The sequence below is a fragment of the Niastella sp. sgz303648 genome (assembly GCF_059587045.1).
Genome location: NZ_JCAPSW010000030.1, coordinates 1 through 25,761, shown reverse-complemented (window position 1 = coordinate 25,761; position 25,761 = coordinate 1). Strand labels below are relative to the sequence as shown.

18 protein-coding genes and 2 pseudogenes are annotated in these 25,761 nt (G+C 42.4%); 8 read left to right on the top strand and 12 right to left on the bottom strand.

Annotated features, from left to right (window positions below; genetic code table 11):
- Positions 1–72, top strand: a pseudogene (locus AC59IL_RS38000) (AraC family transcriptional regulator); the annotation flags it as partial.
- Positions 73–192: 120 nt separating this feature from the next.
- Here the strand turns inward: AC59IL_RS38000 and AC59IL_RS37995 are convergent.
- Positions 193–1,500, bottom strand: a complete 1,308-nt coding sequence (locus AC59IL_RS37995; RefSeq protein WP_496557485.1) for an FAD-dependent oxidoreductase — start codon at positions 1,498–1,500, stop codon at positions 193–195.
- Positions 1,501–1,504: 4 nt separating this feature from the next.
- Here AC59IL_RS37995 and AC59IL_RS37990 point away from each other — a divergent pair, with 4 nt between their 5' ends.
- The gene (locus AC59IL_RS37990; RefSeq protein ID WP_496557484.1) at positions 1,505–2,425 is read left to right on the top strand and encodes an AraC family transcriptional regulator; all 921 of its coding nucleotides are present in this window, start codon (positions 1,505–1,507) and stop codon (positions 2,423–2,425) included.
- Between the two features lie 214 nt (positions 2,426–2,639).
- On the opposite strand, the gene AC59IL_RS37985 is transcribed toward AC59IL_RS37990, so the two are convergent.
- From AC59IL_RS37985 to AC59IL_RS37965, 5 genes are all read right to left on the bottom strand, one after another.
- Complete coding sequence (locus AC59IL_RS37985) at positions 2,640–3,098, bottom strand: acyl-CoA thioesterase (protein WP_496557483.1); 459 nt, start codon at positions 3,096–3,098, stop codon at positions 2,640–2,642.
- A gap of 19 nt (positions 3,099–3,117) precedes the next feature.
- Positions 3,118–3,348 carry a hypothetical protein gene (locus tag AC59IL_RS37980; protein WP_496557482.1) on the bottom strand — a complete coding sequence of 77 codons (231 nt, stop codon included), beginning with the start codon at positions 3,346–3,348 and terminating at the stop codon, positions 3,118–3,120.
- Between the two features lie 78 nt (positions 3,349–3,426).
- Positions 3,427–9,705, bottom strand: a complete 6,279-nt coding sequence (locus AC59IL_RS37975) for an SDR family NAD(P)-dependent oxidoreductase (protein WP_496557481.1) — start codon at positions 9,703–9,705, stop codon at positions 3,427–3,429.
- A 590-nt stretch (positions 9,706–10,295) separates the two neighbouring features.
- Positions 10,296–10,646, bottom strand: a complete 351-nt coding sequence (locus tag AC59IL_RS37970; RefSeq protein ID WP_496557480.1) for a DUF2200 domain-containing protein — start codon at positions 10,644–10,646, stop codon at positions 10,296–10,298.
- Positions 10,647–10,974: 328 nt separating this feature from the next.
- Complete coding sequence (locus tag AC59IL_RS37965) at positions 10,975–11,373, bottom strand: VOC family protein (protein ID WP_496557479.1); 399 nt, start codon at positions 11,371–11,373, stop codon at positions 10,975–10,977.
- A 508-nt stretch (positions 11,374–11,881) separates the two neighbouring features.
- On the opposite strand from AC59IL_RS37965, the gene AC59IL_RS37960 reads away from it, so the two are divergent.
- The gene (locus AC59IL_RS37960; RefSeq protein WP_496557478.1) at positions 11,882–12,202 is read left to right on the top strand and encodes a hypothetical protein; all 321 of its coding nucleotides are present in this window, start codon (positions 11,882–11,884) and stop codon (positions 12,200–12,202) included.
- Positions 12,203–12,344: 142 nt separating this feature from the next.
- Here the strand turns inward: AC59IL_RS37960 and AC59IL_RS37955 are convergent, their stop codons facing one another.
- Together AC59IL_RS37955 and AC59IL_RS37950 are read right to left on the bottom strand one after the other, a co-directional pair.
- Positions 12,345–14,402, bottom strand: coding sequence for a glucosidase family protein (locus AC59IL_RS37955; RefSeq protein WP_496557477.1), 2,058 nt, complete (start codon positions 14,400–14,402; stop codon positions 12,345–12,347).
- Positions 14,403–14,453: 51 nt separating this feature from the next.
- Positions 14,454–15,344 carry a phytanoyl-CoA dioxygenase family protein gene (locus AC59IL_RS37950; protein ID WP_496557476.1) on the bottom strand — a complete coding sequence of 297 codons (891 nt, stop codon included), beginning with the start codon at positions 15,342–15,344 and terminating at the stop codon, positions 14,454–14,456.
- Positions 15,345–15,538: 194 nt separating this feature from the next.
- Between AC59IL_RS37950 and AC59IL_RS37945 the strand changes: the two genes are divergently transcribed.
- Positions 15,539–16,597: a substrate-binding domain-containing protein gene (locus AC59IL_RS37945; RefSeq protein WP_496557475.1), complete on the top strand. Its 1,059-nt coding sequence runs from the start codon at positions 15,539–15,541 to the stop codon at positions 16,595–16,597.
- Between the two features lie 44 nt (positions 16,598–16,641).
- Here AC59IL_RS37945 and AC59IL_RS37940 read toward each other — a convergent pair whose 3' ends face one another.
- Positions 16,642–17,175 carry a hypothetical protein gene (locus tag AC59IL_RS37940; protein ID WP_496557474.1) on the bottom strand — a complete coding sequence of 178 codons (534 nt, stop codon included), beginning with the start codon at positions 17,173–17,175 and terminating at the stop codon, positions 16,642–16,644.
- A 39-nt stretch (positions 17,176–17,214) separates the two neighbouring features.
- Entirely contained in the window at positions 17,215–18,846 is a 1,632-nt protein-coding gene (locus AC59IL_RS37935; protein WP_496557473.1) for a hypothetical protein, read from the bottom strand.
- Between AC59IL_RS37935 and AC59IL_RS37930 the strand changes: the two genes are divergently transcribed.
- The 3 genes from AC59IL_RS37930 (at position 18,847) to AC59IL_RS37920 (ending at position 22,601) form a co-directional block, all read left to right on the top strand.
- Positions 18,847–19,131: a hypothetical protein gene (locus AC59IL_RS37930; RefSeq protein ID WP_496557472.1), complete on the top strand. Its 285-nt coding sequence runs from the start codon at positions 18,847–18,849 to the stop codon at positions 19,129–19,131.
- Positions 19,132–19,224: 93 nt separating this feature from the next.
- On the top strand, positions 19,225–19,599 hold the full coding sequence (locus tag AC59IL_RS37925; RefSeq protein ID WP_496557471.1) for a hypothetical protein: 375 nt from the start codon (positions 19,225–19,227) through the stop codon (positions 19,597–19,599).
- 821 nt (positions 19,600–20,420) lie between these two features.
- A complete protein-coding gene (locus AC59IL_RS37920) occupies positions 20,421–22,601 on the top strand; it encodes a glycoside hydrolase family 44 protein (protein WP_496557470.1) in 2,181 nt (726 codons plus the stop codon).
- 214 nt (positions 22,602–22,815) lie between these two features.
- Here AC59IL_RS37920 and AC59IL_RS37915 read toward each other — a convergent pair whose 3' ends face one another.
- A complete protein-coding gene (locus AC59IL_RS37915) occupies positions 22,816–23,496 on the bottom strand; it encodes a YiiX family permuted papain-like enzyme (protein ID WP_496557469.1) in 681 nt (226 codons plus the stop codon).
- Between the two features lie 205 nt (positions 23,497–23,701).
- A complete protein-coding gene (locus tag AC59IL_RS37910; RefSeq protein ID WP_496557468.1) occupies positions 23,702–23,926 on the bottom strand; it encodes a hypothetical protein in 225 nt (74 codons plus the stop codon).
- Positions 23,927–24,146: 220 nt separating this feature from the next.
- On the opposite strand from AC59IL_RS37910, the pseudogene AC59IL_RS37905 reads away from it, so the two are divergent.
- Positions 24,147–25,761: pseudogene (locus tag AC59IL_RS37905) on the top strand (gliding motility-associated C-terminal domain-containing protein); the annotation flags it as partial.

The following is a 25,761-nucleotide window of genomic DNA, read 5'->3' as shown; positions in this document are numbered from 1 at the left end:
TTCGAAAGCCTCTCTCATTTCTCACATTCTTTTAAAAAAAAGTTCGGCAAGGCACCTTCTGAGTGGTTATAGATCAGATGCAGTTTCTTCACTTAGGCGTTTGTGTTTCTGCACGACAATTTAATCTATATGACTAACAAAAAAAAGACAAAGCGAATTTATCACTTTGTCCTTTTTGCAACGGTTTTGTACCTATCCATTTTGACCATCACCGGCACTCCCAAAAAGATTCATTAAAAACTGCAGGTTGTCGTCTGCGTGAAAGCCCTCTGTAAAACGTAGTGTCATTTCAGTAATCGCTGCTGAACGCTTACGCATTTTTTCTTCAAATGCAGCGATGGCCTGCCCGATCGTTTCAAATGCTTCGCCGCACAGCGCCTCGTATAAATCCAGGGCATCAGCAAGCGCCTGATTGGCGCCTTCTCCTGCATAAGCCGGCATGCGATGGGCTGCGTCGCCTATCATAGTGAGGTTGGGTAACGGTTTCCATTGCTGATCGGTTGGAAAATGATACCAGGGGCGGGGAGCCATAGTCAGTGCATCAGACGCAAATAATTCTTCCCAGGCCGGATTCCAGGAAGCAAACTCCTGCTTAAACCATGATCTTACTGAAGCATTGTTTGTTAAATCAATACCTGAATTAGCCAGCCAGGTTTCCGGAGCTTTCAACCCAATTAAAAAGGCAAGTGTGCCATCTCCTTTAGTAATGAACATAATGGTTTTGCCGTTTTCCAGCGCAAACAGGCTTCCGCCTTTTGCAAGCTGCCAAAGTTTTGGCGCATTGACTTCGGCATTGTAAATATTCCCCTCAATGGCTGTTACACCTGAATAAACCGGAGGAATGTTCGTGATATATTTCCTCAGTTTAGAGTTAGCTCCATCCGCCGCAATGACCAGGTCGGCATAGGCGCTCGTACCGTTTTCAAATTGTATATTCCATCCTGCACCGGATGGGGTCATTTCAGTGAACTTTGCATTCCAAACAATATTTTCCTTTTTGAGGGAGGCTACAAGCATATCACGTAAAGGGCCACGGTCTATCTCAGGCCGAAAATGCTCGTCGCCAAAGGTTTGCCCGTTTTTTTCGGCATGTTCATCCTTTAACACATTCATCTGACTATCGACCACTATATTTTTATCAGCTCCCGGGCGATAATGTTTTTTAAATTCATCCATCAATCCTGCGGCACTCATGGCTTTCAAACCGGTATCATGATGTAAGTCGAGTGTGGACCCCTGCTGGCGAACGAATTGATCAACGTCGCGTTCATAGACTTTTATGTTCACTCCCTTTTGTTGTAAAAGTCTGCCGAGCGTTAATCCTCCGGGACCACCGCCTATGATGGCCACTTGTTTATTTTCTAACAACATATCCATTTGTATTGATTCTTTTTTAATGCTCACAAAATTCCATATACATTTATGATTAAAATAGCCGCATTTGTTAATAAAATAGTCGTAAATGAAAATATCCGTTACCGACAAAAATGGATCAGGCATTATAATGCAATTAGCCCGGGCCATCGGCGCCAACGTTCAGGGGCGTTTTATCAATATACCTAAAAGCAAGGGTGGGGGATACATTACCGGGTTTTCCTGGGGGAAAGAGCTGCGGATGATGGTGCGCAACTATTATCTGAATGAAGAAATTCTGCTGGAACGCACAAATGAATTGACTGAAGGACAGGATAATGTTGTCTTTCTTCTGAGTGGTATTTTCTCCTCATCGATAGAACAGGAAAAACAGGTATCACCGGAGCAAGCCAATGTCTTTATCTGCATGCAGGCCGTTTCCTCGGTAGTTACCATGCCCTCCAACACATTTTTCAGAAGTGTGACTATTTTGGCTTCACGGCAATACCTGCGTCAGCTTTTCGGGGAGATACGACACCCGGTAGTGGAAGACATTCTCAAAGCCGAAAACAATTTTGCATTTGAAACCGGCATTTCACCGGAAATGATTAAAACCGCGGGCGAAATTCTTCATCAGCCTATTCCCGAAAGCATAGAAAGCCATTACTACAAACTTAAGTGTGAAGAACTGCTGTGCTATGTTTTTGCTCTGCTGATGCAACGGGAAGCAGCGCCAACCAGTAAGATGCATATTGACGATATCAAAGCCATTTATGCGATCAGGTTACGTTTGCAGTTGCACCTCGACAAGCCGCCCAAAATCGCTTCACTGGCGAAGGAAGCCGGCATGAGCGAACCTAAAATGCGAAAACTGTTTAATCAGACCTTCGGAAAAAGCGTTTTTGAATATTACCAGTCGATGCGGATGCAGGAAGCAGCAAGACTACTAAAGGAAAAGCGTTTGACCGTCTCTGAGGTAGGTTATCGGCTGGGATTTACCAATCTGAGTCATTTCTCCAGAGTTTTTGAGCAGCACATTGGCATCAAGCCAAAAAAATATTCAGCGATGTAGCACAATTGAGCTACGGGCGATAGGGGCGGTATGAACAAAGACTACTTTTTAGAAAATGCGCGTCTGGCCGCGGGCTCCACCTCAAAAAGAAACAGGACAAGAGGAAGAATTCCGTCTTGTCCTGTGTGGTGAACCACATTGGGTTTTCATCTATGGTACCAGCAACAGTTCACGGTTCAAAGCTCAGCGTTTCTGAGAACTGTGAACTGAGAATTTAAAACTGAGAGCTTAAAACTTTTTCTCCGGATTCTTCAAATGCCCTTACCCGTTCGCAATAATCTTCAGGAAACACAGTGGGCTTTTTAGTGTGATAATCAAATGCAGCCATTAATGTTTGAGACGTAGCAACAATTTCGGCTCTTTCTTTTTCCCTTCGTACAAAAAGCTGATGTACCTCATAACTACTCGCAGTAATATTAAATATACGCGAATACACAACTATATCATCTCCATATTCAATTGGCTTTATAAAATCAATGGAAATTTTCGAGAGCACCATATTAAAATTGAAACTCGTTTTCGATGCACCTAAAACATCCTGAAAGTAGGCAATCCGTACTTCCTCCAGGAATGTTTGATATCTGGCATTATTTACATGACCAACAGCATCCAGATCAGAAAAACGAACATTGATTGGAACAAAATGTTTATAATATTTTAATATTCTGGGCATAACTTAAGTTGTAAATATTTTAAATTAAAGAAATGCCTCCCATTGATGGTTCGCACCCTATTTGATATTCAATGTCCTGCGGAGCAGCAATGACAGGGGGTGGCTCATGCGGTTCATGAGGCTCAATATCCTCAATGAATTCTTTGTCATAAAAACAACCTTTTACATTAAAATCACATTCAGGAAAACTGTTTAAGAAGCGGCTTACAAAATTTAGTTTTCGTAAAACCGTGATCAACGGGTTTCTCATACAATTAGTTTAATGGTATAGATATTGAGTTTAATTAGTCAGGGATCTCAGCATATTATCCCGGTAGTATTTTATTTTTCATAAGGCTACTGCATTTTTTTTGTTAGAAAATACCTCGTTCAATGCCGGGCTTAAAACTATTTCGGCGCCAGTTACCTCCACACATACATTTCCATCTTTATCGCAGCTACGAATATCGGCGCTCATTATTACATCGTCGGCATGGCGTATTTTAAATATCACAAAGTATTCGGTATTGAATCGCATAGGATTAAAAAACTCGCCTTTGGTCAATTTCACAGGTAAGCTGGCCGAGCCATAAAGGTGTTTTGCCCATACCAACAAGCCCTGCAATTTTACATCCATAATAAAGGCATTGACATCCGATACCGGAAACTGTCCCTGAACGGGCGAGCTAACGGGCTTTATGAAGCATTTAATGATAAGCTCGTTATTGTTTATTTTCAGAATTTGTGTAATACCCCTGAACGAAGGTCCATGAAACAAGGTGCCGTCTTCATATAAAACTTCGCCACTGATCATCCCGACGTTTTTATTAAGATTGTCAACAGGAATAACCGGTGATTGCTTTACATTTTCAGAGAGCAACACACGGGCTCTATAGTGCATTAACCTTTTTCCCGTTTTAGGCTCACTAAAGAGTGTTCCTTCAAATAAAACTTTCTCCTGGTCTTTTTTTAATTCCGTTAATTCAAGAACGAAGTTCTCGCTGAATTTCTGGTGAAATATAATTCCTTTTAACACGCGCATGTCTTCAACGGCAGCGACTTTTAATCCAGGATAAAATTGTCTGCAGCTGTCGGCTATCATACTTATGGCAGTAACGGCAGGCAATACGGCATTTCCGGATATTACATGGTCGTAAAGGAAGGGATTGTCTTCTAATTTTAACTTCCTTTCAATTGTATATTTTTTTAATTCGGGCTTAATTTTCACCGGGGGCAATGTGAGCGCACTCCCAACAATAACCTGCGTATTTCCCGAATACGCACTGCTTAACTCCGAAACAAAAAGTTGTGCGCCATGATCAGGCGGAATGGTAAGAACATTTTTTTCTTCAAACATCTTTTTAAGCTCAGGGCTTACCATGCCCGCATCCCATGGCCCCCAATTATAGGCAACTGTTTTGCATTGCGGGTAACATGCAGCAATGTGGCATGCCATTTTGTTTAATATTTCGTTCGACATGGCATAATCGGCCTGGCCGGCATTGCCATAAAATCCCGCAACAGAAGAAAACAACAACAGGTATTTCAAATTTTGCGGAGGCAGTACATCAAGCACCGAAAGCAAACCGCCAACCTTTATAGAAAATACCTGTTCAAAATCCTGCTCCTGCTTTTGTTCAATGAGTTTATCGGCCAGTACACCGGCGCCGTGAATGATACCGGTTATTTCGCCCATTTTCAAACAGGCTTCTTTTACTATGTATTCCAATAGATTTTTATCACGTACGTCTGCCTGATAATAAATTGCTTCTGCACCACTGGCTTTTAAATCAGTAAGGGTTTGTTTTATTTCCCGGCTGGCAATGATCTCCTGACAAGTTTTCTGCACTTCGGCTGGCACCCGCTTTTTACCTTCCTGTTGCAGCTGCGCGGCCATTTTCATTTTCAATTCCTTTTCTTCGGTTACGCCTATTGCCCAGGCTGGTTCGGGGCTGTCTATAGACGACCTGCCCAACAATATAAATTTAGGTTTACAATATTGCGCCAGTTTTTTGATGCAGGTACTCGTTATGCCTCTTCCTCCGCCCGTAACCAAAAACACGTCATGGGAAGTAACCGTCAGCTGATTCAGCGAATCGGCATCAGACACCATCTCTTCTGCAACAATGGTGTTCCTGGTGTTTTCTGTAAGCGCTACTTCCTTTATTTCCATATTGGGATCGTGCAACTCGTCCATAATTAATGAAGCAGCCACCTGTGTATCCATGCCGGGCTGTATGTCAATGCTTCTGCAGAAAACATCCGGCCACTCCAAACCAATAGTTTTTACCAGGCCAGAATTACCGCCCTGTAGCAGCAACGGATTATTCCTATTATTAAGTCCAAGATAACCGTCGATTTTCGATACCGAAATAAAAAACGGCCTTGCCCCAATAGCGTTTTGCCTGTTTAACGAAAGTTTAAAATGTTTGGCAATAAAAAACGCCGCTTTTATATAAGCCCGGTCGTTTATTATTGTATTACGTTCAGCCGGATCATGATTTTCAGCAAGGCAGATAACACCTGTAATAGTACTATGCTTTTGAGCAATTTCATCAAATGCCTGTTTTATGGCTTCATCAGAAATACTCTTTAACGTTACATGGGTGCCATTTTTGATTGTTGTATTATCCGGTGTTATTCCAATGCTTCCCGGCAGATGGATCAATGCAATATTTACCTTCAGCTTTAATAAATTATCAACCACATCTGTCAGGAGAGTTGAGCCGTTATCAGTTATGATGACGGTATCATGTTTACTCCACTCAACGACCAGTTTGTCGGGATGGGGAAGAAATTTCAGGCGTGGCCCGAAACGTTTAATTGTAGAATGCTTTAAAATTATTTCTTTTGATGGAGCAGCAGTAAGGGCTGTCGTTGAGGTAGCAGCCGGAGTTGCAACGGGATCAGTACCTTGTTTTGCCCCGAGGTAATCTATAATTTGTTCCAGCGTATTCAGCATGGCAATTTCATGAGGATTGGCTCCTGTTATGGTTGGAAAGATTGCCCGCATGGCGCCAAAGATCTCCATACGCTTGATGGAATCAATGCCCAGGTCGGCTTCCATCTCCATGCTGAGTTCAAGCATATCCACCGGATAACCTGTTTTATCGCTAATAACCTGTAACAGCGATTGCTGCAGCATATTCATATCAGCTGAGGAAGAAACGGCTGTTGATGGCGTTGATGGTGTTGATGGAATCGTTTTTTCAACAACAGCCGCTGCAACGGAGGTGGCGCCGGTCTTTGCACCCAGGTAATCTACAATTTGTTCCAGCGTTTTCAGCATGGCGATCTCCTGGGGATTGACTTCTGATATAGCTGGAAAGATTGCCCGCATGGCGCCAAAGATCTCTACACGCTTGATGGAGTCAATGCCCAGGTCGGCTTCCATTTCCATGCTGAGCTCAAGCATATCCGTTGGATAACCTGTTTTATCGCTGATAATATGCAGCAGGGCATTTACCAAATCGGTAGTGCCTGCTATTATTGGCGGTTCCGGCGCCCGTTGCATATTCTGTATCGCTTTATTTTCTTCGAGTTGTGGAATCTGCAATGTTGGTTTACTTTCCGGAAGTTTATTGGTTATTTTAGTTCCCGAACGCAACAACTCCAGTAGTTTTACCTGCTCAACCATCAATTGAGAAATGGCTTTAAAATTTTCAAATTGGCCCTCGTAAATATCACTGTAAGGCGCAGGCTGTTGACCATTTACCCTTTCCTGCCTGTATTCCGATTCTGCAACAGTCTTTAATTGTTTTATCTTTTCAAAGCCTTCGGTATAAACTTTAACTGTTTCTGCGCTTTGATAATTAGCGCCGCTTAACACAATATTCAGCTTATCGGCAACAATATTTTTTTGCGCCGGTATTTTAAATACATCCGGCTCCTCAACAGGTAACCCCGCTATTTTCATTTTAATAACCGCCTCTTTAAACTGGTACTCGCTGCCTTTCTCCTCCGATGGGTTTATAGCGATGGCAATGAATTCCTTGCCGTTTAGTATTTTCTTTACGAGATTGGTCAATATCCCTTTGGGGCCAAATTCAACGAATATTCTTGCATTGTCGTTATACATCTGTTCTATTTCATCTTTAAACAAAACAGGTTTAAGGATGTGAGCAGATAATGTTGTTTTAATGGCCTCAACCGTGTTGGGATAGGTAGCAGCGCTCGTGTTGCTGTATACCGGAATTGCGGGCAATTCGAATTTGGTTTTGGCAATTATTGCTGCAAACGGCCCTGCAGCATGTTCAACAAATGAAGTATGAAAAGCTGCTGAAACGGGTAGTATAACTGCCGAAATGCCTAACCGCTGAAATTCGGCCAATGCTGTTTCTATTTCTTTGGTATCTCCGCCAAGTACAACCTGGTTACCCGCATTAATGTTGGCAACAACCAGATTTTTTAAGTTGGTAACAATTTCCTGTACGCGCTCCGGTTCTGCACTTACGGCCAGCATGGCGCCACGTTCTGCACTTGTTCCAGCGCCCATACAACGGCCTCTTGCTGCGGCCAGTGAAAGATAATCTTCTTCGCTTAAAGCTCCCGAGGCCCAAAGGGCTGTGAGCTCACCAAAGCTATGGCCCGCCACCATATCGGGCGAAAAACCCGATTGGGTAAGCATTTTGTAATACGCCATGCTTATGGCCCCTATGGCCGGCTGTGCATATTGAGTTTGGGTAAGCTCCTGTTTCTGTTGCGTTTTTCTTTCTTCATTAAACGCCGGCACCGGATATACGACCCGGGAAAGCGCTTTTTCCCCGTTATTAATAAATAACTCATCCAGCTTTCCCAACACTTCCCTGAAAGGTGGAAAACAACAGGCCATTTCATTAGCCATATTCACATACTGAGCGCCCTGGCCACAGAAAAGTGCGGCGGTCTTTCCTCCCTTCACCAGATCATTCTCTGAATAATAAAAACCTTTGGGGTGTTCAAAAGCAGGCGTGGTTGTAGTACTGATATATTGTATAGCTGCCGTTAGTTTAGCAATTGCTTCCTGCACATCCGCTGCTACAAAACCCAGTTTAGGTTGATCGCTTTTTAGGGTAATCTCTAAAGCGTTGTCAGAAATACCGGCTAATAGTTCGTTGGCATTGGGCGCATTTAGTTGCTGTAGCAGCTGACCGGCTTTATCTATTAATTCATTTTTTGAATCAGCCGTTAATATTACTGCATAAGAAGAAGTATAAGAACGGTATGGCCTGGTATGGTCGGATTGGTATTCCTCCAACGCAATATGAAAATTGGTGCCGCCAAAACCAAATGCGCTTACTGAAGCTCTTCGTGGTGCATGTTGATTTTTTATCCATGGGCGCGTAAAGGCATTGATATAAAACGGCGTATTTTCTATTTCAAACTTACGGTTAGGTGAAGTTACGTTGATGGTGCCGGGTAATATTTTGTTGTATAAAGCGAGGGAAGCTTTTATAAAGCCGGCCGCCCCCGCTGCTGATTTTGTATGTCCTATTTGCGATTTAACACTGCTGAGTGCAATACTTTGATTTTCGGCTGGTTGGTTTGCCATCTCCATTTTCAGCGAACCAAACTCTACCGGATCGCCGGTAGCAGTGCCGGTTCCATGGCATTCAATTAACCCTACGGTATTCATTGAATAGCCGGCCTGTTCGTAAGTACGTTGTAAAGCCAGTGACTGCCCCGATGATTGCGGGGCGTAAATGCTTTTGTTTTTTCCATCGCTGGAACTTCCAATACCTTTTATTACAGAATAGATCTTATCGCCATCACGCACGGCATCGGAAAGGCGCTTTAATACTACTAAACCTATACCTTCACCAATTACTATTCCATCCGATTCATCCTCAAAAGGTCTTGTCTGATTTTGTTGTGAGAAAGCCGGCGTTTTACTGAAAGAAAGGTACATGGCCGGCGAGTTATCGGTATCAACGCCACCTGTAATCATCATATCTACATGTCCCCCCTGCAATTCCATAACGGCCACTTTAATGGCAGAAAGCGAAGTAGCGCAGGCTGCATCAACAACACAGTTGGTACCGCCCAAATCAAAACGGTTGGTAATTCTACCGGCTACAACATTTCCAAGCAAACCAGGAAACGAGTTTTCTTCCCATTTGACAAACGCCGATTTCATATGCTCAATTACAATTGTCAGGTCTTTTTCGGGAATGCCGTAAGCGCTGAGGGTTCTTTCCCAAATGGGGTATTGCAATCTTGAAATAAGCGAACCCAATAGCTTTGTTCCGCCCCCAACACCTAAAATAACCCCGGTGCGTTGGCGTACTTCTCTATTGAATTTTTCGTTCTGCCAGTAACCTGCATCTTCCAACGCCGCTTTAGCTGCCACCAACGATAATAGCTGTGTTGAGTCGGTCAACTCTATAATATTTGGCGGCAGCCCGAATTCCATGGGATTGAAATTTATATCGGGAATAAACCCACCCACTTTACTATAAGTTTTGTCAGCATCGTTAGGGTCGGCAGAATAATAATCGCTGACCTTCCAACGATTTTCCGGAACTGCTGTAATACAGTCAATTTCTTCAATGATGTTTTTCCAGTACTCATCAAGGTTTTTTGCTTTGGCAAACAGGGAAGACATGCCTACTACTGCAATGTCCTTTTCGATCCCGGCTGATTTGTTCATAATTTATTTGATTTTAGATTTAATGGACAACGTTTACTGGTTACAGCTTATCTGCATGCATAGCTTCGCCCATTCGCCCAACGGAGAGCGCCGTCAGCGATCGCTACTGATCGGGGCAACAATTTTTGCCCGACCAATAAACAGGCGTTACCGCATTGTTCTGAAACAATGAGTTTAAGCGCCAATACAATTAATGAAACAGGTAACTGATTTTTTTAACAGTGCAAATGAACCAGGGTAAATACGGATTTTCTACAGAGGGATTATAACGAGAAACAGTTGTTCTTTACGATTATAGGGGAGGGGAAGTGTATTAGGGTATGGATGCAAGTAAGCATTCTTATTTGAAAAATCAAATAGTAATAGTTGGAGAAATCGGTAGAAGAAAAACTAAGCTTATAGAGTTCGGCGTTCAAAGCTAACAGTTTACAGAAGTCGCCGGCTCTTTTCTAACACCCTATCCCAGCGATAAGTATATTTTGATCAATGGCAGAAAAAATAACTTCTGAACAAGCTATACGTCTATCCGTTACAACTTTGCTCATGGGTAATTGGTTGTCGGTAGCTGATTTGCCATTATAAAGTTTAGTTTACTCTCTTAAAATCTTATCCATTTTCTTACCCTTTGCCAATTCATCAATTAGCTTATCTAAATAGCGCATCTTCTGAATAAGTTCGTCTTCGATTTCTTCCACCCGGTAGCCACATATTACTCCTGTAATTTTTGAAGCATTAGGGTTAATTCGTGGTGCTTCCGCAAAAAAGGTTTTGAAATCACTTTTTTTATCGATTTGTTGTTGCAGCGTCTGTTTGTTGTAGCCAGTTAGCCAAAATATTATGGTATCAACATCTTCTTTTGTACGACCTTTTGTCTCTGCCTTTTTAATATACAAAGGATAAACACTGGCAAATAAAATTTTATAGATTCTTTCTTTATTCATTTTGATTATTAATGATTATTCATCATAGTTATTTTGTTATGGCGAAAGGGTTGCTGCCGTATTGGCGTTCTGTTCAGCTCAGGCTGCAGTTAAATTTATAATTAAAAGTTGAATGGTGTTGATGCTTAGAACTATAGTTATAAATATGTTGACATTTATGATTTAATTTCAACCCACGATAAGGATACTTTTGTTGCCTGCTGGCATTAGTCGGTCTTTTGAAAAATGCCATGCAAATATTGAGTCCCTTCATTGTGATTTTCAATTGCACAAAATCCTCGTTTAGCAGCAGAGAATAAAGTACCGATTTATTACTTGAGCTGCTCGCTCAACCCGACGATGATGCCCTCGGGACCGCGAATGTAGGCGAGACGATATATGTCCTCATATTGCACCACTTCGCCGACCAGTGAGCAAGCAGGCGCTCGACCACGTCATCAATGTCATCAACGGCGAACATGATGCGGCGGATCCCGAGTTCGTTCACCGGAGCCTTCCCGGGCCCGGTTCTGATCGCTTCCGGCGTGTGGAACTTGTCCAGCTCGATCCGTCCGTGGCCGTCAGGGGTGCGCATCATCGCGATGGTAGCACGGACGTTCTGAAGGCCAATGAGACGATCTACGGAGGGGCCCCCGACGGTCGTTTCGCCCTCCAACTCGAGTCCGAGATTGACAAAGAAGGCTTTCGCGGCTTCGAGGTCGTCGACGACGATGAGGACGTTGTCCATTCGTAGTAATTTATTTTTTGTCATAGTACTCACAGATTAAAAGTTATAATCTTTATATAAAGCTCTCCTCAATTAAGCTTATGTCTAAGCGTTTTTGTCATAAAATTACGCATAACGAATCGGTATTTGCAATGGCAGGATATTCGAGTTCCGTCACGCTGCCCTTCGGCAGCCTCCTAACTATTGGTTATAACTACATTTTCCGGGTTTAGTTACTTTTTTGTAGCTATTGTTAGTTTTTTCCCGGCTATAGCATTAAATCCCTGCACGATAATTACTTTTCCTCCATCGATAAGCTACATTTTCTTCAGCGTTAGTTGCTTTTTTTGCCGTTTTTAGATTCATGTTCCGGCTTGATAACTCTTTTCTTCCGGTGATAGTTACTTTTTCAGCGGCCGTAGATTTTTTTTATTGAGAATTTACTTAAAATGCTCAGTAATTTTCAAAATCACGGGAAAAAAAATTACAATTCATTGTAATTAATCTAAATCGTGACAAAAAGTAATTAATGATCACAGTTATTAAGCTTATTTCTACGGGAAAAAACCCAGGATTAACTGTTCATAACCTACAATCAGGGAAAAATACCTACAATGCCCCCTTTTTAACTTATAATCAGGAAAAAAGTAGTTATCACTCAACGTTTTTCACCTTATCGCCACGAAAAAAGATCTGTTACGCATCGTTTTTACCTTATCGCCCGGCAAAATGTACTTATCGGCGGGTGAAAAGTGATTATGAAGGGGAAAATTTAATCTATGATAGCTGGATATTAACTTATATAGGAATCTTCATAACTATAACGGAGAATATCCGCCTAATGCCATAACTGTTGCTGCCATTGCCTCAAAAAACTATTGAAAGTTTTTTTTCATGCAGGATGTGGGGCAATCTGAACGAGATAGGGTAGTGGCATAAAGGCCCGGTCGTTTTTGGCAATGACCTCGATACATACCCCGAATCAAATAATGCTATAAAGTTACCGCTTGTGTATCGCCCTCATTTATCTTGTATTTAATTAATTTGCTGCCCTCGGTTATGGTAATATTTAATTTTTCCTTGTTCAGCCTGGATATTTTGAGATCGAACACATGGCCGAACGAGTGGATGTTATTTAATGCCATTTCATTCCAGTCCTTTGGTAGCCGTGGCGTGCAATTAAAACTGTTAAAACCTGTTGGCAGCATACCAAAAAGCCCTTCTATAAATATTCTGCAATAAAGCCCGCCCTCGGCCGACAAATGCCTTTGGTTACCTTCGGGATAAGCTTCTACCGGATATGGCACATGCTCTCCCAACAGTCTCCTGCGCGAATAATAGCGCAGATAGTCCATTGCTCTTTCTGTTTCACCTGCCTGCAGTACACCACGAAGTGCATACAGGGTTGACCGGTCCCAAAAAGTTTCTTTACCTGCCTCGGTAGCCAATCCGTCGACTGTCCATAACCTGGGCGAAAACAAGGCGTTGATCGTTCCCTTGCTCCGGTCTAAAATGCCCATAGTAAGGGGCACGCAGATCCAGGCACGCAATACATCATTGGTTTCGTAATATTTATACGCTTCAAACCCTTCTACGTTACCGCCAAAATATTTTTCGATATTAGTTTTTAGTATAGCTGCTTGTTTTAAATATGCATCTGTTTGTGATTTGGGCTGATGCAGTTGTTTACCGAGATCGGCCGCAGATCTCAATGCGGCATAATAAAGGCTGCTTGTTGGCAGGTTGGCTTTGCCGGATGGAAAGCGTCCTTCCAGTTCATCATGATCTGAAGTAACGACGCCCTGGTCATTTAATTTCCTGCGGCTGTATTCAAGACACCAGGTGATGAGCGGCCACAATACTTTTGCAGAATCAGGATTACCATAAGTCAGTGCGAACCGGGAAGCACCATAAGCGATCATGGCCATGTCGCCCCTGTCGCCGGCGCCTTGCCATACAGCATCCCCTTCGGCAACTATGGAACTGGGTATGGGACGGTATTCGGGGTTCATGTACCTGGCAAACAAACGGTAACAGGCCATCGCTGAGAGGGTGCCAATGCTATCGCCCAGGAATGCAAAGAAAGGGCAGATATATTCGGCCTGGTCATTTGCCCAGACAGCCGCATAATAAGCAAGGCCGCCGGGGCCATGGAGATAACCAACCTTGGTTTTGTAAATACTTTCCGTTCCCCTGATTTTGGCAAATGAGAACTCCGTATTCAATATGGTATCCGGCGTTTGTAATTGCAATGGAGATAAAATAGTTTTAATGCGGTTTTCACGCGCGCTTTCTTCTACATCTGCATCAACGGTAATGGACTGGGCGGGAAAATCTGTGGCCCGGTAACAAACGGCAAAACTGGTGCGCTCACCTGGTTGCACTAGCCGGCTGCCATCGCCTACGGATGCCATTATGATCGTGTGCGGCCTTACTTTACTTTGAATGCTATCCGTTCTTACCTCACGCTTCAGGTATTCCATGGAAATGGTAAGCGGCTTATCGGTTGTATTTGTGAAAACAAATTTTTCAATGACCATAGGTTTGTCCACGGAAGGAAAAATACGCCGTTCAATTTTTACCAGCTCAGGATTGCTCGTTATCGCATCAATCTGCATAATACCTTTGTGGCTGATGCTTTTTATGTTATAGGAAAGATTGCCTGACTTTTTCCCGATGGCCAGATCCATTTTTAACTGCCGGTTATTAATAAAGAACCGGGGTAGCTCGTTGTCCAGGAAAGTATAATCAATGTGGCTTCGGGTAACGTCGGGCAGCATCCTGAATGTGGGGAAGACCACTGTTCGCAAAACAGAAGATCTGCCTGCACTATCTAATCCATACTGAACCCAAACAGATACTTTTTCTCCCGACATTTCAATGTGATCTGTATGCGGCAGCCGGCCATTGATTGTCCATTTTATACTTCCATCAGGCTGAATAGCCCAACGGTCTGTTTGCTGAGGTAAGGCATGCTGTTGGGCAAAAAGCAGGGATGGCAACTGAAAAGCTAAAAAGCTTACAAGTATTTTGTTAATCGTTAGTTTCATTTAATATCAATTATGCTGGTTAAAAGAAGTTGTACCACGGTACCCGGTATTCTAATTCACTGATTGCCCGGGAAAATTATAATCATATTTCCAGGTGTCGCTCATATTCGGATACTGTCGTTTGCATCCCAGGTATTCGTTCATCATCCTGCGCATAGTGGGGTTAAGCGTTTGCAGGTATTCAGGCGTTAACAGGCTGGAGTTGAGCAGGTAAAAATGCCAGGTAGGTGGGTATGCCGCGCTATGGTAGCCCATATGCAGGGTGCGCCTCGGCACTTCCATAGTCCTGGTATATCCTCTGTGGATCAAATTATTATTATAGATCACCGCCTGCCCGGCCTTTAAAGGAACGGGCATACCGCCGGGCATTTCCACACCAACCGGAGCATAGTGCTTCGAGCCCTGGAATGCTTCATTTTCTTCCGGTGTGTTGGGCCGGTTATGACTGCGGGGCACAATCCAAAGGGAATTTTCATCTACCAATGGCAAATTGATCTGTACGCTGTTATGGAACCGTTCTTTGGAAAATAGCCAGTCTTCAATCTCTTCCTGCGGGATCTGGATGATATCCCGGTGCCAGCCGAGGGAATAAGAGGTACCTGCATTTGCTGCCAGGATTGATGCATTGTTGATGATCAGGTTGGGCCCAATAATCTCTTCCATAACTTTTAATATCACCGGGTTATAAAAGGCGTGGTGAATAGGCTCGGTTCCGGGTTTTGTCAATAAATGAAAATAATACTGCCGGGCTTCCTGGCCGAACGAGGCTATTTCATCACCCAGGTGCTGGAAAGAAGAACTGCGAACCCGCTTGTCGGTCGCTTCAATTTTGGGGCTTAGCAAATCGTCCATAATACCCCTGAAGTGATTAATTTCCTGTTGCGTTAAGACATCAACAATCACATACCCCTCTTTTTCGAAGGATTCTTTTAGACTTTTCATATGGCTTTTTTTATTTAGATTATCTCAATTCATTACCAGGTTTTGGTAGATTTGCGCAAAACGATTTATATGATTGATTAAGAACAAATTATAATGTTTTTCGCCGAAATAGTGTACGTTAACTATTTGGCAATACTATATGCTTTATTTTGTACTTCCAAATATTTTTATATTAAAAATGTATATTGCCACCCTTGAAAAAAGGCTCAAATAAAAGCATCGGAATTAAAGAAATTGCAGAACGGGCTAATGTATCCATCGGTCCTGTTGACAAGGTATTGCATAACCGGGGTGGCGTTTCCAAAGCAACCCGTGAACGTATTTTGCAGGCAATTAAAGATTTGGGGTATACCCCAAACATCCTGGCCAGCCGGTTAAAGTCATCAAGAGATTTTACAATCGCAGTTTTAATTCCTGAAGCCACCGATATGATCCCTTTTTGGTTGGCCCATAACACCGGGTTTGAGGAGGCATTGAAAGACGTTTCTCCCTTTGGGATCAACATCAGCATACTGACGTTTGAGCAAAACAACGAAGCTTCTTTTAAATTGCGCGTAGATGAGGTGATCAATGATGGTTATGACGGCATCTTTATGGTACCGGTATTCTATGATGAAACCATAAGGCTATTGCAACATTATAAGGATTTAAATGTACCGGTCATCTTCTTTGACAGTAATATTCCCGGGTTATCTAACCTCAGTTTTATAGGAAGCAACTCGAAGGACAGCGGGTACCTGGCTGCTAACTTATTGGATTATACGATTTCAAAAAAGGCAGACATACTAATTGCTTCCATAGAAAGGGAAGAGGATAACCACATCCAGTTTTCCGCCCGGGAGGAAGGGTTTTTAACTTACTTTAAAAATGCCGGCAGAAGAATACTAAGATTCACCGATAATACCGGAAATGAGCAAGCGATCAGCAAAGGTATTTCAGCCATTTTCAGCGATAACCCGAATTTGGAAGGAATATTTGTCGTTAATGGGATTGATATGATTGCATCCGCGGTTACTCCCACGCAAAAATCGAATTACCGGATGATTGGTTATGATCTTATCGATAAAAATATTCAATTGTTAAAGAATGGAGCCATCGATTTCCTCATCAGCCAGCAACCCCAAAAGCAGGCGTACCAGGGAATCAAATTGTTTTATGACTATTTAATATTGAAAAAAACAATAGCGCCTTCTTATTTCCTACCGCTTGATATAGTCATGAAAACCAATATCGATTATTACCAGTTCCTGTAATTGTTAAAAGTATTAACTGCGACGCAAAAAATTGTGTTGCTTCCTTATGATTTACGGTATCGTTTTACAATGCTGACAACAACACCAAAAATCAACCAGGTCAACAGGGAAAATATAAGGTTGAAACCAAAAAGAATTGTCTTAATGGTTGAAAAAAACGACACTAACCCGGCAAGTTGATCATTGTTGCTGCCAAGGAACGTCCGGAAACTGATGTTTTCGGCATAGTCAAACAATGCTCCTGCTACGATCAATATGACCAAAGGGTTGTATAACCATTTATAGGACCTGACATAATCGGCAGTGCTCATAAACAGCAGGCTGTATACAAAGGGGAATACGGTATCGAGTGGAAAATATACTTCCTTATAAGCGCTGTAATTGTATGTTTGTTTGGCAGTAAGGATATATGTTTTTTTGAAAAAAGCCCAGCATTCATAAACATGCGCATCTATTACATGAGGCGTGCGCACCATGTCTGTAATCACCATAGGTGCAATGAGGATAAAGAGATACCTGAATATTACAAAGATGATAAAGTAAAACGGCAGATATTTTTTATCGAAGTAAGTGCGCATTTGGATTAAGTGTTTTAATGATGTACTTAAATGGAAGTGTTATTTAGGTAAAGCGAATTTCTTAGCCTTCATGATGTTGTACATCCGCTCCACGGCCTGCTTGCTCATTGTCCTGGTCAGTGTGATACTCGTGTCAAGGGAAAAGTTGATCACCGTATCCATGTTGCTGTTGCTGCCGTTGTTATAATTTTTGAGATATTGTATCTGGCGCTCCAGGTTGTGAAAAGCATAGGTTTCACTTCCGTCAAATGGGCTGTTTACGGCCGCAGTGACTGTGTTGAAGATGGATGCTTTCTTATAAGAAACTTTAAAGTCTGATTCAAGATTACCGTTTGTAATGTTGAGACACACAAACTTCACTTTGTGCAGATTGTGGCTATCACAATACTGCCGGAGCTTCTGGTAAACCTCCAGCGTCGTTGCGCAACCGGAATTTTCAGAAATACCGCCGTCGCCCAATCTTCCTATACAATTAAGGTAATTATAGGCGCTTAATATAGGGAAGGCCTGACTTTGATTGACACAGGTGACCATTGGCAGGTTATCACCTGAATTGCAGGAATTGTTTTTAAACTCTCCGTAGAGATCACGCGCAACGCTAAAGTCGTCCATGCTCACCGGCGAGAATACTGCCCTCGTACCAAAATTCACAATTGTGGTATTAATGAGGAACAATGGCCAGTGCCGGCTGGTGTCCCAAAGCATCCGTTGATCTGCGTAAGGGTGAAAGTAGTCTTTCTCAAAATAAGCCGCACCGGAATCTGTATTGAAAGTCTCGTTGAAGGCAGCGAGCTCTTCTTTTTGAAGGTGATAGTTTCTATCCCTTGGAAATGCATCACCGATGTCGAACAGGCTTTCGATAAAATCGCCAAACATTAAGCCGTAAAAGCTACTGCTCATATAATTTCTTCCATATAAGCCGGCTGTCACAGAGTCAATGTGCGTTGAACCCACGCTTTGGTTGAAGTATTGCGTGGCAAGAAACATATTGGCTCCCGTCGTACTTCCTGAAACTGTCGAGATCGAAAAGACCTTATTATAAAAGGAGGGATACCTGTTTTTTAAATCTGTCATATTCATGAAGAACCAGACAGCGGCGCGGGAGCCGCCCCCTTGCCCGGAGATCAGGTAAACAACCGAGTCCTTGCCGGTGATGCCGCCTGACGCCAGCCAGTGTTGAAAATAGTTTGTAATAGACGGTCTTGCCGAAGCAGGGAGATATTCATTTTGTTTCGCCTCAACTGTCCTGATACGATGACTATTGGAGGACGAAAAGAAATAAAGATTGATAACCACCAGAATGACAAAAAGCAATACGAACCGGTAGATTTTGAGTAAAAACTGTTGGAGCTCGTCGGAGTGATTCCGGTACAATGAAAGGCTACATTCCGGATTTTGGCAACTAGTCTGGTTGACAATATAGATCAACAACAACTGGGAAGTAAAGAAAAGCTCAAAAAAGATAATAAGGGCTGTTGCCATGGTTACGATGATCACTACAGGGGAAACGTATTCAATCCTTTGGTATTGATCGAGAAAATAAAATGTGACGATAGCCGCGACCAGATAAATAAGTAATATGCGATAGTTGATATCGGATATGCGGTAAGGCAGGTTCAGTTCTCTTTGTGCTTCAGTTGTTGGTTTGCGCTTGCTTACATATGTTTCCAAATGCGAGTTTTCCAAATACAACAGAAAACTGTAAAAGACGAGCAGGAAAAAAAAGTTCAGCAGTATCAGGTACCATTTCAGCAGATCCGTATGCGTATTTCCTTTCAGAAAAAAGAACAGAAAAAAAATAAAACCCAAATAGAGCAATCCCAGAATTTTATACCGTATCACAAATGTTTCGGCTATGTGTGGCCGCTTATTGCTGCCCAGGAGGATTTCATAGCAACGGACCAGTTTTGGTTTAAAACGATCTATCAGAATTATGGCTGCAATGATGAGCAATAGTCCAACGATCATAATAGCATTGTTTTGAAAAACCTGTATACAGGTCAATACAAATAGTCCCCAGGGGGCAACCGCAAAATAGCGGACAGGCAGTTGGGCTTTGTACGCTTCTTTGTTGGTATTACAACCTTCTTTATTGAGCTTTTTGCCGTTGTATACATTGATGAGTTGCTGATAAAGGCAGTCCCTGATTCTTTGCTTATGGGCATCACTTTTCGTTTTCTCCTTATCGTCGTCTCCGGAAAAGCTGGTCACAAACTGAAAAAAGCGGATTGCCAGAGTCGGGACACACCAGATGCTGAGACAAGAAGCGGAAAAGGTTACCAGGGACAGTGCTATATTCAGGGTAAAGCGCTGTTCGGCCATGGATACGATGATTTCCTTACCGGCATCAAGTTTCCAGATAATATAGGGAAACAGCAATGCAAGGAAAATGTAAAACCCGTTATACCGGAGGGTATTGAATAAGCGCTCAATAAACAGCAGTATGCTTTTCATGTCTACGATTTTTGGTTTTAGTAAAACGGCTTAAACAAGCCTAACAGAAAACTTTCTGTAAGAGAACTGCGGTAGTTGTACAGGTATTGAACTATTACAAATGGCGTGATAGGGCAAGTAACGATAAAGATGCGATTCTGACAAGGGGGAAATCACGGTAAATGAAGGGGGTAATCACCGGAGATCTTTATTGAAATTTGATTATCTTAATACTTTGCATATCTGCCAATAGTCCATCGGAAGATACTGCATCATGTTTTAGATATGCAATATATTGGAGATGCCATTATGCCGAAGCTTTATCCGGCATATAACCAGTACTTTTTACGTTAGATTTTCTGCCCACACCAGGTAGTCCTGCATTGGCTCATATAAAAAGTACATGAAATCATTTCTTTGCAACATTCCGTACCCTGGTTCGCATCATTTTGATCCCTTGTATCAAACTGCATAAAGGTAGTTTTACAGTATTCAGCATAACAAGCTTATTAATAAATATCATAAAGATATTGAACTAACAAACACATGCAAAAACCGGTTGCAATCACATATTCCTTCGCCTCAGGAATAATGAATAATACGGCCTGTTATACTACCCGCATATGTTATGTTCCACATGATATCAGTCCAACAACAATAATTATTAAAATTTAGATCGCCATGGCATAACATTTGACTCAGAGACTGCTTCATTCTTAGCATTATAGTTTGGTTGAGCAAAGACGTTACGGTATTGCCGGTGAAACAATACTTCATTCAATATCATTATCCAAAGAATAAAACCCGTACAAATGAAACAACGTTACCTAAAAAAGAATTTGCTGATTTTGTTGTTATATAGCTTTTCAGCAGGATCCTTTGCACAGAATGTAACTATTTCAGTGAATGCAACGCAGAACAAACGCCTGATCTCCCCATACATATATGGACGAAATGAAGGCTTTGACAAATCTGTGCAATTTTATAAAGATGCGGGGTTGCATTTCGCACGTATGAACGGCGGAAATAACGCAACAGGTTACAACTGGCGAAAGAAAATTACGGTTCATCCAGACTGGTATAATAATGTTTATAATGAGGACTGGGATGCACACGCACAAAACATTGTTACCAATTATCCTGATATCCAGGGCATGTTTGCCTTTCAATTACTGGGCCAGGTTGCATCCAACACCAATAACAACTTCGATGACTGGGCTTACAACCAATCCCAGTATTGGTCTGGTGTTGGCCAGAACTTAGCCGGTGGAGGAACACCCGATCCAAACGGCGGTAGTAAAGCCCTGGTTGACGGAGACATTAATTTGTTTACGCAGACCTGGCCTGCCGATTCTTCTGTAGGAATTCTTGATCATTGGTTTGGAACCAATGGTTTAGGGCTTGACAAAAACCAGTTTGTATACTGGAATATGGACAATGAGGTAGATATATGGAGCGGCACGCATGATTATGCTATGCCAACGCAGATATCGGCGTCTGCCTTTATGGATCGTTATATAGAATTAGCGAAGAAAGCAAAAGCTTTATATCCGGGCATCAAGCTCTGCGGGCCTGTTGCAACCTCTGAATGGCAATGGTACAAATGGTCAAATGAAAGTATATACATAAATGGCCGGTATTATCCCTGGATTGAGTATTTCATAAAACGCCTTGGCGATGAGTATAAGGCAACCGGTATCAAACTGGTAGATGTGGTAGATATTCACAACTATCCCTTCTATAATAATGATGCGGAGGCGCTGCAGGGACACCGGATTTATTATGATACAACGTATGATTATCCGGGTTCAAATGGTGTCAGAACAAGTACCGGCGGATGGGATGCCTCACTTACAAAACAATATATTTTCAAAAGGATCGATGACTGGTTAAACGAACATTTTGGTGCCAACCATGGCATAACATGTGGCGTAAGCGAATGGGGTACTATGTCGAGCAGCAACCCAAGCCTTGAATCTGTTATATATGCTTCGAATTTGGGTACATTTGCAAACAATGGCGTTGAACTCTTTTCTCCCTGGAACTGGTCTATCGGCATGTGGGAAACCCTGCACCTCTTTAGCAGGAATGCAAAAAAATATAGTGTATCCAGCACTTCTTCTCTTGAAAATACGGTATCTGCTTACTCTTCGGTAAACGAAAATGCCGACTCGTTAACGGTAATGCTTGTAAACCGTGACATGAGCGCTTCCCGCACTGTTACAATAAACCTAAGCAATTTCAATGTTGCCAATGGAAATTACAACACATTGCAGTTGTCGTCTTTACCGGCAACAGAGACTTTTGTATCGCACACGCAAAATGCGTTGCAGGCAAATACCGTGGCGGTAAATTCAAATTCATTGACCATAACCGTTCCGGCACTTTCCACAACGGCCATTCTGCTGACCGATCTGTCGGTGTTGCCGGTAGCATTTACCCATGTATCTGTATCACAAAGACCAGTATCACAAAAAGTATATGCAGACGTGAAATGGCAAACAACTGCTGAAGCCGGTATCACCGGTTATGTAGTGGAAAGAAGCCTGGATGCGGTTCATTGGCAGGAAGTGTATCGTACTACTGCAAACGGGCTGAATGATTATACATACAGTGATGATGTGACCGCGTTAAGTGGGGATATATACTATCGCATCAGGGAGATTAATAAAAGCGGTTATGGCAGCTATAGTGCTGTACTTACCCTGCGGTTATCATATATTACCCGTACTACAATTACGGTAAAACCTAATCCGGTTATAAACAATGTTATCAATCTGCATATTAACAGTCAGGCAAAACAACATGTAATGGTGCGACTGACCGACCTGCATGGACAAACTTTTTATATAAGTGCTGTGGTGCCCCTGGAAACGGGAGAGAATGTCATAAACATACCTGCAACCACGATGGCTAAGGGTAATATTGGATTTGCAGAAGTGTTGAATGCGGATAACGGATCAAAGATTGGTATAATAAAAGTGATGTTCTGAGGGATAAATAAAACAAACCCTGCCTAATACCATTACAGGTAACTGTTCAACAACCAGCATGCAGCCATCCATGCTGGTTGTTTTGTTTTGCCAGATTTACTATTTAATGGCTTACTTTCGAAACGAAATCAGTTCTTTGCTTCATGCCTGAATTTGCTGGCAAATTGTTGGCAACATTCCAAAGAAAGTGTTGAAGCAGGTTGTTTCGTTGTCATTAGTTTGACTTTACAGTTATTAAAAGTTCGCTATCAAAAATTGCTCCTGGTGATATCACAATTTCGTCAAGAGGTATTTTGTCGCCATAACGCTCTTTCATTTTTTTCTTAACCGCTTCATTTGTCAAGTCAAAGTCGCTAAGTTTTTGAAGTTTGCCTATTTCAATTCCTGTCGCCCGCTGATAGATTTTCCAAATGAGTTCAGAACAATAAATTTTGTCGTCTGACCATTCAAAAGTCAAGTCGTAGTTTTTACCATTAAATTTATCACCAACCTGCTTCATCTTTACGAGTGTCGCAAAAGTTAAAACCTGGTCTGCGTTGTTAAGCCTCTTGATTACATACTTTCCGTCTTGCCCTCGTGCAATCCATTTGTTAAGTGGTGTTCGCTTTACTGGTTGAACCGCCTCAAAAACGTAAAAGTCATTACCCTCTTTGAAGATAAGTCCGCAATGAGAATATTTTGACTTTGTCGCAAGTTGAATGGTTTTACTTTGTCCAGACAGCGAGGTCTGAAAAATAATGTCGCCATTTTTTATTATCTCTTTGTCGGTAGGTGGCTTTACTTCATATTTTGCACTGTCAAGTCGGTGTTTTGAATCGTAGAATTTTAGTTTGGCATAAAGTACACCCATAACTGTCAGTCCAATAAGTCCAAGTATGATTATTAGTTTTCTCATTCAAATCTATCTATCTATGTTATAAAGCCCCCATGTGTTTACAGTTAACATCAAATATAATTAATTAGCAATAAGAATCTTAAGCTTATAAATTAACCCTAATTCTTCTATCTCCTAGTTCGATAATTCTCTAAGGTGTGGCACGATGATAAAAGGGTCGTAAGCGATTGTGCGGGAAAAGTAAGATAGAGGCGGATTGGCGGTGCTATTGTGACTTGCTATAATTAATAATAGCCGTTAAAGTGTGTGTTGATGATAGTTGTAATTGTAAGCGGTTGATGTCATTCGTCTTCGCTGTAGCCAGTTGCCGGTGAAAATCACTCAGTACGTTGGTACTGTTACCAATTGGGTAGCGTTTTTCCTGTGCATAGGTAACGGTACTTACTGCAAATACACATAGTAGTAGCATGTGAAATTTTAATTTCTTCATAGTTTCCGGATTAAGGGGCGAATGTAACGTCTTCTGAAACTCCACGGCTTTACAACTACTTGGATATAAAATTGAAATAATGTCTATGCAAGGACATACAATTAACAAATTATCTATATCCAAGTAATACTATGAATCAGTTATCCCCGACCTGCTTTATTTACACTCAATGATCTGTTACTTATAACAATAATTCGTTAACTGATCCAATATCCGTAAAATGAAACGTATACCCGTACCCTTAATTATTTTATTAATTATTGCACATTGGTGCAATTATGCCCAGGCGCAAGTCCCTGTTTATTTATCAAGTGCCAATCCAGCGAAATGTGGTAGTTCTGACGGGTCGATTACATTCAGCGGACTATCGGCCAACACAACTTACCAGGTAACCTATAAGAATACAGCTGGTGTAACAATAGGTCCTGTATCTTTTACTTCAACTGCAGCAGGGGAATTAACCATTGCGGGGTTGAACGCCGGCACGTATCGCAATTTTATATTTAATTCCGGCGGTAGCACAAAGAGTGTATTAACAGGCGTGGTTTTAACGGACCCAATAACTGTTCCTCTTTTCAATTCCTTTGATTCTTTCTGTGCAGGCAGTACGCCACCGGCATTACCGGCGATATCCGATAACCCCGATAACCCTATCAAGGGCACCTGGAATGTACCGGTTATAGATAATCAAACTTCAGGCACCTATACTTTTACTCCGGCTGCCGGCACCTGCGGTATACCGGTTACGGTTACCATCACTGTAATACCAAACACAACAGCCACTTTTTCGTTTGGAACATCCCTTTCGATCTGTAAAGACAGTATCCCACCGGTGTTGCCCAATACATCAACCAATGGAGTTACGGGTACCTGGTCGCCGGCTGTGATTGATTCAACTCAATCAGGCAAGTATGTTTTTACTGCCACGGGGCCGGGTTGCGTTTTAGGAACAACCCTTAACGTTACCGTGAACCCTAATGTGGTGCCGACTTTTTCTTTCGGTACAAGCACTACTATTTGTGCAGGTTCTTCCGTTGTTACTTTGCCAGCTACCTCATCAAATAACATAACTGGTACCTGGAGCCCTTCGGTAGTGAGCAAAACAACCAGCGGAATATATACGTTTACGCCCAATAGCGGCCAATGTGCTACAACAACAACATATACGGTTACGGTTAATCCCAACATCCCACCAACGTTCCCGGCCGTGGCACCAATATGTGCCGGCACTACGCTGCCCCCTTTGCCCACAACATCGAATGAGGGTATCACGGGTACGTGGTCACCGGCATTGAATAATACGGCCACTACTACTTATACGTTTACGCCAACAGCAGGGCTTTGCGCGACTACAACCACATTAACTATTACAGTAAACCAGAAGGTAACACCGACGTTCCCGGCTGTTGCACCAATATGTTCAGGCGGCACGCTCGCAGCCCTGCCCACAAACTCCATTGAAGGTATCACGGGCACGTGGTCACCGGCATTGAATAACACAACAACTACTACTTATACGTTTACGCCAACAGCCGGACAGTGTGCTAACTCAACCACATTAACTATTACGATAAACCAGAAGGTAACGCCGACGTTCCCGGCTGTTGCTCCAATATGTTCAGGCGGCACGCCCGCAGCCCTGCCCACAACATCCAATGAAGGTATTACGGGCACCTGGTCACCGGCATTGAACAATACAGCCACTACTACTTATACGTTTACGCCAACAGCCGGACAGTGCGCTACCACCACAACATTAACTATTACGGTAGGTCCGAAGGTTACGCCAACATTCCCGGCTGTTGCACCCATATGTTCGGGCACTACGCTGCCCC